At 71.3% G+C, this 13,114-nt stretch carries 9 protein-coding genes; 3 read left to right on the top strand and 6 right to left on the bottom strand.

What is annotated here, in order from left to right; translation table 11 throughout:
* Nucleotides 1-92: 92 nt before the first annotated feature.
* Genes JJ683_RS14290 through JJ683_RS14300 form a run of 3 tightly spaced genes read right to left on the bottom strand, consistent with a single transcriptional unit; the run spans nt 93 to nt 3,941 of the window.
* On the bottom strand, nt 93-2,168 hold the full coding sequence (locus JJ683_RS14290) for a PTS fructose transporter subunit IIABC (protein ID WP_200175105.1): 2,076 nt from the start codon (nt 2,166-2,168) through the stop codon (nt 93-95).
* 10 nt (nt 2,169-2,178) lie between these two features.
* Entirely contained in the window at nt 2,179-3,177 is a 999-nt protein-coding gene (locus JJ683_RS14295) for a 1-phosphofructokinase family hexose kinase (RefSeq protein ID WP_200175107.1), read from the bottom strand.
* Entirely contained in the window at nt 3,174-3,941 is a 768-nt protein-coding gene (locus JJ683_RS14300; protein ID WP_200175109.1) for a DeoR/GlpR family DNA-binding transcription regulator, read from the bottom strand. Before JJ683_RS14300 ends, JJ683_RS14295 begins: the two co-directional genes overlap by 4 nt.
* A 262-nt stretch (nt 3,942-4,203) precedes the next feature.
* Here JJ683_RS14300 and JJ683_RS14305 point away from each other — a divergent pair, with 262 nt between their 5' ends.
* Nucleotides 4,204-5,973 carry a phosphoenolpyruvate--protein phosphotransferase gene (locus JJ683_RS14305; protein WP_200175111.1) on the top strand — a complete coding sequence of 590 codons (1,770 nt, stop codon included), beginning with the start codon at nt 4,204-4,206 and terminating at the stop codon, nt 5,971-5,973.
* Nucleotides 5,974-6,070: 97 nt separating this feature from the next.
* Here JJ683_RS14305 and JJ683_RS19180 read toward each other — a convergent pair whose 3' ends face one another.
* Nucleotides 6,071-6,559 (bottom strand): acyl-CoA thioesterase, encoded by a 489-nt coding sequence (locus JJ683_RS19180; protein ID WP_200175113.1) that lies wholly within the window; start codon nt 6,557-6,559, stop codon nt 6,071-6,073.
* Nucleotides 6,560-6,610: 51 nt separating this feature from the next.
* Nucleotides 6,611-7,321, bottom strand: a complete 711-nt coding sequence (gene lexA, locus JJ683_RS14315; RefSeq protein WP_200175115.1) for a transcriptional repressor LexA — start codon at nt 7,319-7,321, stop codon at nt 6,611-6,613.
* Between the two features lie 579 nt (nt 7,322-7,900).
* On the opposite strand from lexA, the gene JJ683_RS14320 reads away from it, so the two are divergent.
* Both JJ683_RS14320 and nrdR read left to right on the top strand, forming a co-directional pair.
* The gene (locus JJ683_RS14320) at nt 7,901-8,398 is read left to right on the top strand and encodes a LysM peptidoglycan-binding domain-containing protein (RefSeq protein WP_200175116.1); all 498 of its coding nucleotides are present in this window, start codon (nt 7,901-7,903) and stop codon (nt 8,396-8,398) included.
* Between the two features lie 195 nt (nt 8,399-8,593).
* On the top strand, nt 8,594-9,085 hold the full coding sequence (nrdR, locus tag JJ683_RS14325; RefSeq protein WP_200175117.1) for a transcriptional regulator NrdR: 492 nt from the start codon (nt 8,594-8,596) through the stop codon (nt 9,083-9,085).
* A 16-nt stretch (nt 9,086-9,101) separates the two neighbouring features.
* On the opposite strand, the gene hrpA is transcribed toward nrdR, so the two are convergent.
* Nucleotides 9,102-12,998, bottom strand: coding sequence for an ATP-dependent RNA helicase HrpA (hrpA, locus tag JJ683_RS14330; protein WP_242474732.1), 3,897 nt, complete (start codon nt 12,996-12,998; stop codon nt 9,102-9,104).
* Nucleotides 12,999-13,114 lie beyond the last annotated feature (116 nt).

Consider the following 13,114-nt stretch of genomic DNA (forward strand, 5'->3'; position numbering starts at 1 on the left):
CAGTTCGGTGGCGATGATGTCTCAGCGGGCGTGCCGCTGCGGCGGTTCCTCCGGTTCTGCCGCCGCGGCGCCGCCGACGGCACGCCCGAGACTCACGCGAGCGCGCCTGCGGTCACGGGTGCGGCGCTCGTCTGCGGCCGGCGGATGAACTGCTTCGCCGCGGTGACCGCGAGAGCCGCGACCGCGGTGCCCGCCACCAGGGCCACGAAGAAGCCCAGGAGGTTGCCGACGGCGAAGGCGACGAAGACGCCGCCGTGCGGGGCCTTGAGGGTGACGCCGAAGATCATCGACAGCGCTCCGGTGACCGCGCCGCCGAGCATCATCGACGGGATGACGCGCAGCGGGTCCGCCGCCGCGAACGGGATCGCGCCTTCGGAGATGAACGACAGACCCAGAAGCCAGGCGGCCTTGCCGTTCTGCCGTTCGGCGGGAGTGTAGAGGGCGGGGCGCACCAGCGAACTCAAGGCCATCGCGAGCGGCGGCACCATGCCGGCGAGCATCACCGCGGCCATGATCTCCATCGACGCGGTGTCGGTGACGCTCAACCCGGCGACGGCGAACGCGTAGGCCGCCTTGTTGACGGGGCCGCCTAGATCGAAGCACATCATCAGCCCCAGGAGCACGCCGAGCAGCGCGGCGGACGCTCCGGTGAGGCCGCCGAGGAAGTTCTCCATGCCCTCGGTGGCGGCGGCCAGCGGGCGGCCGAGCACGAGCAGCATCAGACCGCCGGCGATGAGGGTCGCCAGAAGCGGAATGATCACGACCGGCATGAGGCCGCGGATGAACTCGGGCACCCGCCACTTGGAGATGGCCAGTGCGGCGAGGCCCGCGACGACGCCACCGACGAGGCCGCCGATGAAGCCCGCGCCCACGAGGACGGAGATGGCGCCTGCGGTGAAACCGGGGGCGATGCCGGGGCGGTCGGCGATGCCGAAGGCGATGTAGCCGGACAGGGCGGGCACAAGGAAGCTCATCGCCACCGAACCCAAGGTGAACAGCACGGCGCCTAGGTAGATGTGCATCCCGCCGTCGGGCAGGTTGGTCAGACTATCGGTGACGACGATGTCCTTCGCGCTGTCGGCGATCTCATACCCGCCCACGAGGAAGCCCAGGGCCATGAGCAGCCCGCCCGCGGCGACGAACGGGATCATGTAGCTGACGCCGGTCATGAGGACCTGCTGGATGCGCCGGCCCCAGGCGACGCCCTCGCCCGCCGCGCCCCCGTCGCTCTCCGCGGCATCGTCGGCGGCGACGCGCGGTGCGTGCGGGTCGCCGGCCGCGGCGAGGGCCTCGGCGATCATCGTGTCCGGCTCGTTGATCGCGCGCTTGACGCCCGAGGAGATCACCGGCTTGCCCGCGAACCGGCCGCGCGCCTTCACCCCCACGTCGGTCGCGAAGATGACGGCGTCGGCCTGCGCGATGGTCTCCGCGCTCAGCGGCGTGGAGCCGCTGGAGCCCTGGGTCTCGACGGAGAAGTCGACGCCGGTGCGTTCCGCCGCCGCGGTCAGCGCGTCCGCCGCCATATAGGTGTGGGCGATGCCGGTGGGGCACGCGGTGATCGCCACGACGGACCGGTGCGCGTCGGGCTCGGCTGCGGCGGCCGTATCCGCAGTACCGGGGGCCGTCGGTGCGGAGTCCGGCTGCACTGGATCCGCCGTTGGCGTGGCAGTTGCGGCGGGTGCCGGCCGCACCACGTCGAGAATGCGGGCGACGGCCGCGTCGGGGTCGCCCGCGTCGCGCAGCGACTGCACGAAATCCGGGCGGACCAGCGCACGGGCGAGGCTGGTGAGCACCTTCATGTGTTCGGATCCGGCACCTTCCGGCGCGGCGATGAGGAACACGATGTCCGCCGGCCCGTCCGTAGCGCCGAAGTTCACGGCCGGATCCAGCCGGGCGAAGGCGAGAGACGGGACCGTGACCGCCGCCGACCGGCAGTGCGGGATCGCGATCCCGCCGGGCAGGCCGGTGGCGGCCTTGCCTTCACGTTCGAGGGCCGCGGCGGCGAGGGCATCCGGATCGGTGGCCCGACCGGTCTCTGCCAGCAGCGCGGCGAGTGATCCGATCACCTCGGACGGCGCGGAGCCGAGCGTCGCATCGAGGCGCACCAGGTCGGTGGTGATGATGGCGGCGTCGGTGGCGCCGTCGTCGGGTGTGGGCGTGTCGGTCATGGCGGGGTCCTCACTCGTGGTCGTGCAGGAGGGGAGCGGCGTGCGGCGCGAGCTCGGTGATCGGGATGCGGTCGCGGAGGGCGGCCGCGGTGTCGGGTGCGGGCGGGGTGGTGCCGGGAAGCGACACGGCGGCGGCGCCGTAGGCGATGGCGCCGCGCAGGCGCTCCGCCGGCCCGAGCCCGGCGGTATCGGCCAGGAGGTAGCCGGCCAGGCTCGAATCGCCGGCGCCTACCGTGCTGAGCGCCCTGACCGGCGGCGCCGCCCCCCACCACGTGCCCTGGGCGTCCACCAGCAACGCCCCCGCGGAGCCGAGCGTCACCAGAACGGACCCCACGCCGCGGTCCAGCAGCCGCCTGGCCGCCGCGACGACGGGCCCGAGGTCGCCGGCGGCGGCCGCGGCGTCGAACCGGTCGGGGCGCTCGTCGGTGAGCTGGGCGAGTTCCTCGGAGTTCGGCTTGATGAGGTCTGGCGCGGTGGCGGGAAACCGCGCGGCGAGGCCGCGCAGCGGGCGGTCGGACGTGTCGACGGCGATGCGTGCGCCGGTGGACCGCAGTGCCGTGACCACGTCGGCGTACCAGTCGTCGGGCGCTTCCGCGGGAAGCGAGCCGGACAGCACGGCCCACTCGGCGTCAGCGGAGGCTGCGACCAGCACATCGAGCAGCCGTTCCTGCACGGCACGCGGAAGTGCGCTGCCGGGAGAATTGATCTTGGTCGTGGTGCCGTCCGGCTCGGTGAGGGTGAGGTTGGTCCGGGTGGGCGCGCCGCGGGGGATGGCGGCGACGTCCAGCCCGGTGGCCGCGAGCGCGGTGGACAGCGGGTCGTCGGTGTCCACTGGAAGCACCGCCCGTGACCGAGCGCCGGCCAGCATGAGCACCCGGGCGACGTTGACGCCTTTGCCGCCGGGCTGCGCGGTCTCCCCTCGCGACCGGAGTACGCCGCCGCGCTCGAGGATGCCCGGCAGTGCGACCGTGCGGTCGATACTGGGATTGGCGGTGAGTGTGACGATCATGCCATCACCACCTCGATGCCCTGCGCGCGCAGGGACTCGGCCTCTTCCGGGTCGGCGCCGGTGTCGGTGATGAGAACATCGATCTCCGTGGCTTCGGCGAAACGGACGAGGGCGTCGTGGCCGAGCTTGCCCGAGTCGGCCAGGGCCACGACCAGGCCGGCGTGCGTGACCATCGCCCGCTTGATCGCAGCCTCCTCGGGGTCCGGAGTGGACAACCCGTGGTCGGCGGTGACCGCATTGGTGCCGAGGAAGACCACGTCGGTGAGCAGTGCATCGATGCTCTGCAAGGCCACTGGTCCAACCGCCGCACGGGTCAGACCGCGGACGCGGCCGCCCAGCAGGTGCAGCGCGGCGTCCGGCAGCCCGGCGATCGTCGTCGCGATCGGGAGACTGTTGGTGATGACGGACAGTGCGAGGTCCCTCGGCAGCATCGCGGCGAGGGCCCCGGTGGTGCTTCCGGCGTCGAGCAGGATCGACCCGCCGGCCGGCGGGAGGTAGGTCAGCGCCGCGCGGGCGATGTGCTCCTTCTGTGCGGTCATCGTCTCCAGCCGCGTGCCCAAGGCCTCCTCGGGGCGTGGGAAGGTGCCGGCCGGGACCGCGCCGCCGTGGACCCTGCGGATTGTGCCGGCCCGGTCGAGGGCCGCCAGGTCGCGGCGGATCGTTTCGGTCGTGACGTCGAATCGCCGCGCGAGCTGGGCCACGGAGACCCGTGCCCGTTGCGAGACTTCGGTGGTGATCGCCAGCTGGCGTTCTTCGGCGTACATCGGGACCTGCTTCGTAGAGTAAGGCGCGGTCGGTGTCGTGCAGTTGCGGGCTACCGCTGCGGTTGTGGCTTCGTGTTGTCTATCGGCGCCTGAAAATGTTGATAACTGTTGGTTTACATGGGTTCGTGTTGACATGTCAAGACTTCCGCGTAATCTGACTCACAGATGCGGCGGCTCGGGGTCTGCCCTCCCGCCGCGCGTTCTGCGCCGGTGATGCCGGCATTGTCCGGAGTGGCCACAGGTGATCCGAGGAGCGGAAACGATGTATGAGGACGACGCAGCGGTGGTGCCTGCCACCGGGGAGGCGATCGCGCGTGCAACGGAACCGGGCGGAGCAGCGTCCGGCGCCTCGTTCGGAGGCCAAGTGTTGGCGGGGACGCCGGTCGTTCCCGGCCTGGCCTACGGGCCCGTGATCCGTATCGCCGCCGACCGGCCGGATCCGGGACCCGGGTACGAGGTCGCCGCCGATGCAAGGGACGCGCAGGCCGCGGCCTTCGACGAGGCCGCGCGTACGGTCGCCGAACGGCTACGGAAGCGTGCCTCGGCCGCGTCCGGGGCCGCCGCCGAGGTGCTGCAGGCCACCGCGGCCATGGCGGAGGACCGCGGATGGTGTGCGGCGGTACGCAAGGCGGTGGCCGCGGGCTCGCCGGCGCCGCATGCCGTCGCCGCAGTCACGGCGGAGTTCAGCGTGATGTTCGAGAAGGTCGGTGGGCTCATGGCGGAGCGGATCACCGACCTGGAAGATGTACGGGACCGCGTCCTGGCGGAGATCCTGGGCGTCCCGGAGCCGGGCATTCCGGTGCCGCCACGCCCCTCCGTGCTCGTCGCCGACGATCTCGCCCCGGCGGACACCTCCGGGCTCGACCCGGAGTCGATCATCGCTTTGGTGACGCGACGGGGCGGACCGACGAGCCACACCGCCATCATCGCCCGTCAACTGGGAATCCCGTGTGTCGTCGCGGTCCCCGGGGCGATGGAGCTCGCGCCCGGCACGCTGGTGCTCGTCGACGGCGGCGAGGGCAGCGTGGCCGTCGAACCGCCGCACGCGGATACCGAGTCCCGTATCGCGCGGTGGCGGGAGGACGCCGCGGCGATACACGAGTGGACCGGGCCGGGCGCCACGGCCGACGGGCACGCCGTCGCTCTGTTGGCGAACGTGCAGGACGGTGCGTCCGCCGAGGTCGCGGCGTCCGCACCGGTCGAGGGGGTGGGGCTGCTGCGGACCGAGCTGGCGTTCCTGGACCGCGACGCCGAGCCTTCGGTCGCCGAACAGGCGGAGGAGTACAGCCGCGTCCTCGATGCGTTCGAAGGGCGCAAGGTGGTCATCCGGACGCTCGATGCGGGCTCCGACAAGCCGCTGCGGTTCGTCGACCACGGCGAGGAGGCGAACCCGGCCCTGGGTGTACGGGGCATCCGGGTGGCGCGGTCCTCGCCTGCGCTGCTCTCACGGCAGCTCGAGGCGATCTCCCTGGCCGCGCGCGGCCGGGACGCCGACGGCGGCGCGGGGGCGGCGATGGTCATGGCTCCGATGGTGGCGACCGTGGACGAGGCGCGGACGTTCGCCGCGGAGGTGCGCGCGGCGGGGCTGGTGCCGGGCGTGATGATCGAAGTTCCCGCCGCGGCGGTCCTCGCCGATCGCATTCTCGAGGAGGTCGACTTCGTCTCGATCGGTACCAACGACCTCACGCAGTACGTGATGGCGGCTGACCGCATGTCCGGCGAGTTGGCCGAGTTCTCCGATCCGTGGCAGCCGGCGGTGCTCGCGTTGGTCGCCGGGGTGGCGCGCGCCGGGCGTCGCGCGGGCAAGCCGGTGGGCGTGTGCGGTGAGGCCGCCGCCGATCCGGCGCTCGCGTGCGTGCTGACAGGTTTGGGCGTCACGTCGCTGTCCGCGGCCCCGGCAGCGATCAGGCAGGTAGGCGTCGCTTTGGAGCGCGTCACGCATGCCTGCTGCGAGGCCGCAGCCGATGCCGCGCTGGGGGCGTCGAGCGCACCGGCGGCGCGGGAAGCCGCGCGCGCGGCGTTGACGGGATAGCGGGCACGCGGCACCGACGGGATGGCTGGCTGTGCGTGCCCGGAATCGGTCTGCACGGGGGCGGGCCGGACTCGCGGGCGTTCAGATCGCGGGGCTGTCAGATCACCTGGGGAGGGGTCCCGGTGAACGTGGCGCGCAGATCGTCGGGCCAGGGCACGGGGCCGCCTTCGCTGCCGTCGGTGTGCACGGCGATCATGGTCCCGTCGGCCGCAGTTCCCCGTGCGCCGGTGATGGCGAAGCGGTAGGTGACCGATGAGGTGCCTACGGCGACGACGGCGAGTCGTACCTCAAGAGTTTCACGCAGCCACATCCGCTGCCGGAAATCGGCCTCGTAGCGCACCCGCGGCAGGTGCTTGAGCAGTTCCGGCCGGCCGGTGGACTCGAGGAACTCGCCCTCGGCCTCCTCGGCCCATTGGCGCACCACGGAAAAGTGCTGGTGTCCCGAGGCGTCGGTGTCCGGCCATTGAAGCTGGCGGCGGATCGCGACGGTGGGCCGGCCCTCGCGTGCGGCCCGCGCGATCACGTCCACCGCCGAGTCGCTGGAACCGCCTCCGCCGGCTGCTGCGCCGGACGCCCCGACGTTCACGGGCCCACCGGTCCGGGCCGCGTCGACGCCTCACTGGGTTTCGTCACCTGGTCATACCTTCCGCATGACGGTGACCACCTTGCCGAGGATGGTCGCGTCATTGCCGTGGATGGGGGTGAAGTGCGGGTTGTGCGGCATCAGCCAGATGTTCTTGCCATCCCGCTTGAAAGTTTTGACGGTGGCCTCGCCGTCGAGCATCGCCGCGACGATGTCGCCGTTGTCGGCGACGCTCTGCTGGCGCACCACCACCCAGTCGCCGTCGCAGATCGCCGCGTCCACCATCGACTCGCCCACGACTTTGAGCATGAACAACGTGCCGTTTCCCACCAGTTCCTTCGGCAGCGGGAAGACGTCCTCCTGATTCTGCTCGGCGAGGATCGGGCCGCCGGCGGCGATCCTGCCCACGAGCGGAACGAACGTGGGCTCCGGCCGCGCCGGTGCCTCCGCGCCGTCGGCCGTCTGGCCGGAATCCGGCGCGTCTTCCGCCGAGCGCAGTGGCGTGATTCCCCGGACATCCACAGCGCGCGGGCGATTGGGATCCCGGCGTAGGAATCCCTTCTTCTCCAAGGATTGGAGCTGGTGCGCCACCGACGACGTCGAGGCCAGCCCCACCGAGTCGCCGATCTCGCGGATGCTCGGCGGGTAGCCGCGCTCGCGGACCGAGGTCTGGATCACCTCGAGTACCTTGCGCTGACGGTCGGTGAGCGACTCGATGGACGGCCTCCCGCCGTCCAGTGCCACATTGAAGTCCTTCTTCGCCATCGGCCCTGGTCCTCCCTGCTGTATCGCGACAATCCGCCGGTGCACCCCCCGCTCGGGATCCGCCCCGTCCCCCGGAGTGGCGTCCGTGCCTTGCATCGTCCTTTCACGCGGGGAGCTGCGGCTTGATTCGAATGTAGCGCCGATCGGCGGAATCAACAAACATCTGTTCGACGTGTCTCCCGGTCGGTGCGCAGCGCCGACCGCGCCGATCGCCGGTCGTCGGGGGTGTGGTCGACGCAGGTGGCAGGCGCGGCCGGTCGGTTTTGTCAGTTCGGATTGATACAACCCGAACGTGTGTACATCGAACGGAGTCGCGAAGCTTCCGCCTCGTGCGTCGCGGCGAAACACTCCCTGCTGCGATGGGGCGTCGTGCCGGCTGGCCCGGGTATCGCGGCGGTGTTTCGGTCGAATGCTTGATCTATCGAATGGGTGGGCTATAGCATGTACAGGCGAGCGAACGTATGTACTAATGACTGCCGACGCCACGCACAGGAGTTGCGGCGGTGCGCGGAATCGGGTGTCCGGGGTGGCATGGAGAAGCCGGTGCGAACGCATCGACGGTGGAATCGGGAGGCTGGCATGAACGCTGTGGCGGAGCGGCAAAGCGCGTCGGGGCGCACGATGGGCGGGGTCCGGGTGCCGGTGGCGGACGCACCGTATGAGCTCCGGCGGCCGGTCCGCCGGCGAGGGGTCGACAGGTCGGACGTCTGGCGGCGTCCCGCCGGGGCCCCGGCGGCACTGCCCCGGCGTGCCCTGCGGATGTCCGGGGCGGGGCACGCCCCCACCGGGGGGGAGGCAGAGAGGCGGGGGCTGGCCGCGGCGGTCGCCGTCGCCGTGCTGCTCGCCCTCGTCATATTTGCTGTCGCGCAGGTCCGGTCGATCGGCGCCACGACGATGCCCGGTGACGTGAACACGGTCGAGGTCTCTTCCGGTGACACGCTGAGTTCGATCGCGCGGCATGCGGCCCCCGACGTCCCTGTCGGCCAGATGGTTGATCGCATCATCGCGCTCAACGCGCTCGACAGCGCGGCCGTCCACGCCGGTCAGAGTCTGGTCGTGCCGTGGGCGCACGGTTGATGACGGTCCGTGGCGGCGGAGCGGCCCGCGGCTTCGTTGCGGCCGGCGGATCGGTGGCGTCGGTCTCCTTCGTCCTTTCCCGTATTATCGGCGTGGAGAAAGTGACCGCTAGCTGATATGCGTGCGCACCTGGATGGACGGCCCCGGGTTGGTGTGACTGCGCCGCGCATGGGCAGCAGCGATGAAGGAGCCCCCATGCACTGTCCGTTCTGCCGGAACCCCGAGTCCCGCGTGGTCGATTCGCGTGAGGCCGACGAGGGACAGGCGATCAGACGTCGGCGGCAGTGCCAGGATTGCGGACGGCGCTTCACCACGGTGGAGACCGCCGTTCTCTATGTCGTCAAGCGCAGCGGAGTCAAGGAGCCGTTCAGCCGGGGGAAGGTGGTACGGGGTGTCCGCAGCGCCTGCCGCGGTAGGCACGTGGACGACGACGCGCTGCACCTGCTCGCGCAGACAGTGGAGGAGACCATCCGCGCCACTGGATCCCCGGAGGTCCCGAGCCAGGAGGTCGGCCTGGCCATCCTGGGCCCCCTGCGTGACCTCGACGAGGTCGCATACCTGAGGTTCGCGTCGGTGTACCGTTCGTTCAGCTCTGCCGAGGATTTCGAAACCGCGATAGAGGAACTGCGGCTGCATCGCGAAGGGGCGGGTGGGGCCGCATCCGAGGAGCCCGCGCCCGCACGGTGATGCTGGCCGCCGGTCGTCAGCGGGGGAGTTTGTCGATGGCGCGCAGGATGCGCTTTTCGCTGACCTGCCGTGCGGTCCCCAGTTTCTGCGCGAAGAGTCCCACGCGCAGCTCCTCGATCATCCAGAACACTTCCTGGACCGCCGGCGATTCGGCAGAGCCCGGCGGGCAGTGCGCAAGATAGCGTTCCAGCGCTCCATACACGCGGTCCAGCGTGTCCATGCCCTGGTGCTCGCGCGCACCGGAGGTCGGGGCGGATTCGAGACGCAGGGCCGCCGCGCGAAGGTACCGCGGGATCTGCGCGGCTCGTGCGCTGCCCGCCTCCAGGAGGAAGCCGGGCCGGACCAGATCGGCGAGTTGCTGGCGGACGTCGTCCACCGTCGAATCGGAAACCCCAGTGGACGCGGCCGCCTCGCCGAGCCGTACCTGCAACTCGCCCCATCGACGGACGATCTCCACGGCGGCGGCGGCGATCGCCGGCTCGGCGGCGCGCGCAGCCGGGCCGACCGCGCTCTTCAAGCGGGCGAACGCATCCGGATCGCGGACAGGCCCGCCCGCCCGCATCATCGCCTCGTCCACGGCGCACTCGTGCACGTCATCGACGAGCCCGTCGAGCCCGCCGAACGGGTACTGCCCGGCGACGAGGCGGTCCGCCGTCGACAAGACAGACACCAGGCGTTTGCCCAGTCCCGGAACGGCATTGAGCAGCAGTCGGCGCGTACCGGTGCGCATGGCGGCGGACTGCTCCGCGCGCGTCGACACCACCGTCACCGCCACTGCCGCCGTGCCCGCCGGCGTCGCCGGATCCCGGACGCTCAGCGTCGGGAACCCCACCACTTTCTGGCCCGCCACCTCGCTCGTCACCTGCTCGGGCACTTCGCCGAGTGTTTCGGAGGTCCACACGGTCGCGGCCGGTCGCGCGTGCTCCTGGCCGTCCCGCACGGCAGTGTCGCTGATGTGGCGGGCCAAACGGGTCCGCAGTTCGGCGAGATCCTTGGACCGGCCGAGTTCACGGCCCCGCCGGTCGACCGCCGAGAACGTGACGCGCAGATGGTCGGGAAGTGCACCGCTGCGGAAGTCCTCCGGGGCGATACGGCACGAACCGAGTTGTGAGAGCTCCCGGGCGAGTGCATTGGCCAGCGGCTCCGACCGTGGCTGCACACGCGCCAGTGCGGCCGCGGCGAAATCCGGTGCGGGGACCACTGCGCGCCGCAGCTGTTTGGGCAGCGAGCGGATGAGCGTGGTGGCGAGCTCCTCGCGCATGCCGGGCACGAGCCAGTCGAACCCGGCCGTGCGCACCTGGGGGAGGAGCTCCACGGGAATCCGCACCGTCACACCGTCGTCCGGGTGACCGGGTTCGAACCGGTAGTCCAATTCCAGGCGGACCCCGCCCTGCAGCCAGGCGTCGGGGTAGTCGGCGCCTGCGACGGCATCGGCATCGTCGTTGGTGACGGTGTCCGCGGTGAAATCGAGGAGCGCCGGGTCGGTGCGCCTCGCCTTCTTCCACCAGGAGTCGAAATGGCGGCCGGAGACGATGTCGGCGGGTAGGCGGCGGTCGTAGAAGTCGAACAGGTCGTCGTCGCGGACGACGATGTCGCGCCGCCGGGCCCGGTCCTCGAGGTCGAGCGCGTCTTCGAGCAGCGATCGGTTGTGCGTGAGAAAGGCGTGGTCGGACCGCCACTCTCCCTGCACGAGCGCGTGGCGGATGAACAGGTCTCGCGAGGCCTCCCGATCCACCCGGCCGAACGGTGCGAGCCGGCGTGCGATGAGCGGGACACCGTAGAGCGTCACCTTCTCGTAGGCCATCGGTGCGGCATGCTTGATCGACCAGTGCGGCTCGGAGTAGGCGTGCTTGACCAGGTCCGGCGCGAGCTTCTCCACCCATTCGGGCTCGATACGGGCCACCTCGCGCGCCCACAGCCGGGATGTTTCGACCAGTTCGCCGGCCATCACCCACCGCGGTTGGCCCTTGAACAGGCTCGAGCCGGGGAAGATGGCGAACCGGGCCCCGCGGGCCCCCAGATAGTCGCGCTTGTCGCCGTCGCGGGCGCCGATGTGCGACAGCAGGCCGGACAGCAGCGCCTGGTGGATCGTGTCCTCGGACGCCGGCGCCTCGTTGGCCTGCCAGCCCATCTCGCGCGCGATCTGCCGCAACTGTCCGTGCAGGTCCTGCCACTCCCGGATGCGCATGAAGTGCAGGTACTCCGCCTTGCACATCCTGCGGTACGCGCTCGAGCCCAGCGCGCCGCGCTGCTCGCGCAGGTAGTCCCAGAGCCGCAGCCGGGCGAGGAAGTCCGAACCCTTCACGGCGAACCTGGCGTGCCGGGCGTCAGCGTCCTGCTGGTGGTCGGCGGGCCGCTCCCGAACGTCCTGCATCGAGACGGCGGAGACGATGATCAGCAGTTCACGCAGGCACCCGGTGCGCTGCGCCTCGAGCAGCATGCGACCCATCCGCGGGTCCACCGGCAGCCGCGCGAGCGACCGGCCGGTGTCGGTGAGCCGGTGTTGCGCTCCGCGTCCGGCCGACCCGCCGCGGACGATGGCACCGAGCTCCTCGAGCAGCGTCAGGCCGTCGCGCACGGCCCGCGGGTCGGGGGGTTCGACGAAGGGGAACGCGGCCAGATCGCCCAGGCCCAGCGCCGTCATCTGCAGGATGACCGCGGCGAGGTTGGTGCGCAGGATCTCCGGCTCGGTGAAGGCGGGGCGCGCTTCGAAATCCTCCTCCGAATACAGGCGGATGCAGATGCCGTCCGCGACGCGCCCGCACCGGCCGGCACGCTGGCGCGCGGAGGCCTGGGAGATCGGCTCGATCGGCAGCCGCTGCACCTTGGTGCGCACCGAATACCGGGAGATCCGGGCCGTGCCGGGGTCGATGACGTACCGGATCCCGGGGACGGTCAGAGAGGTCTCGGCCACGTTGGTGGACAACACGATGCGCCGGCCCGTGTGGGCGGTGAACACGCGGTGCTGCTCGGCGGCCGAGAGCCGCGAGTACAGCGGGAGGATCTCCGTATTCCGGTATCGGCGCTCGCGCAAGGCGTCGGCGGTGTCGCGGATCTCGCGCTCGCCGGCGAGGAACACCAGGATGTCGCCCGGCCCGGCGGCGACGAGCTCGTCCACCGCCGCGCCGATCGCCTCGAGCGGATCCCGATCCACGAGCACGGGCGTATCGGCGGTGCCGCGCTCGATGGTGAGCGGGCGGTACCGCATCTCGACGGGGAAGGTGCGCCCGGAGACTTCGATGATGGGCGCCGCAGCGCCGTCGACGGCGAAATGCTGCGCGAAGCGTTCCGGGTCGATGGTGGCCGAGGTGATGATGACCTTGAGGTCGGGGCGCCGTGGCAGCAGCTGCTTGAGGTAACCGAGGATGAAGTCGATGTTGAGGCTGCGCTCGTGGGCCTCGTCGATGACGAGGACGTCGTAGCGCCGCAGCATCCGATCGCGCTGGATCTCGTTGAGGAGGATGCCGTCGGTCATGACCTTGATCAGCGTGTCGTCGGTGACGTGGTCGGTGAAGCGCACTGTGTAACCGACGGTGTCGCCCAGCGGCCTGCCGAGTTCTTCGGCCACGCGTTCGGCGACGGTGCGCGCGGCGATGCGGCGCGGCTGGGTGTGCCCGATCAGGCCCCGCACACCGAGGCCCAGCTCCAGGCACATCTTCGGCAGCTGCGTGGTCTTGCCGGAGCCGGTCTCGCCGGCCACGATGACCACCTGGTTCTCCGCGATCGCCTTCTTGACGTCGTCGCGCCGGGCGCTTACCGGCAGCGCCTCGGGGTAGGAGACCGCGGGCACCGACGCGCGTCTGCGTTCGACGCGCTGCTGGGAGGCGGTGATCAGGTCGTCCACCGCGGCCAGCTCGCCGAGAGCGGGTGCGCCGTCGATGCGCCGCCGCAGGCGGTGCTCGTCGCGGAGCATCACCGCGTCGAGCCGTGCGCGCAGTTCGCGCCGGCGTGCCGTGGCCTCGGGGCCGTCGTCGCGCTGCGGCGCCTCCGGTGCGCCGGAGGCCCCCTGCGGGCCGCGCCGCCGCCGTC

This window comes from Tomitella cavernea (assembly GCF_016599145.1).
In the GTDB taxonomy this organism is placed as follows: domain Bacteria; phylum Actinomycetota; class Actinomycetes; order Mycobacteriales; family Mycobacteriaceae; genus Tomitella; species Tomitella cavernae.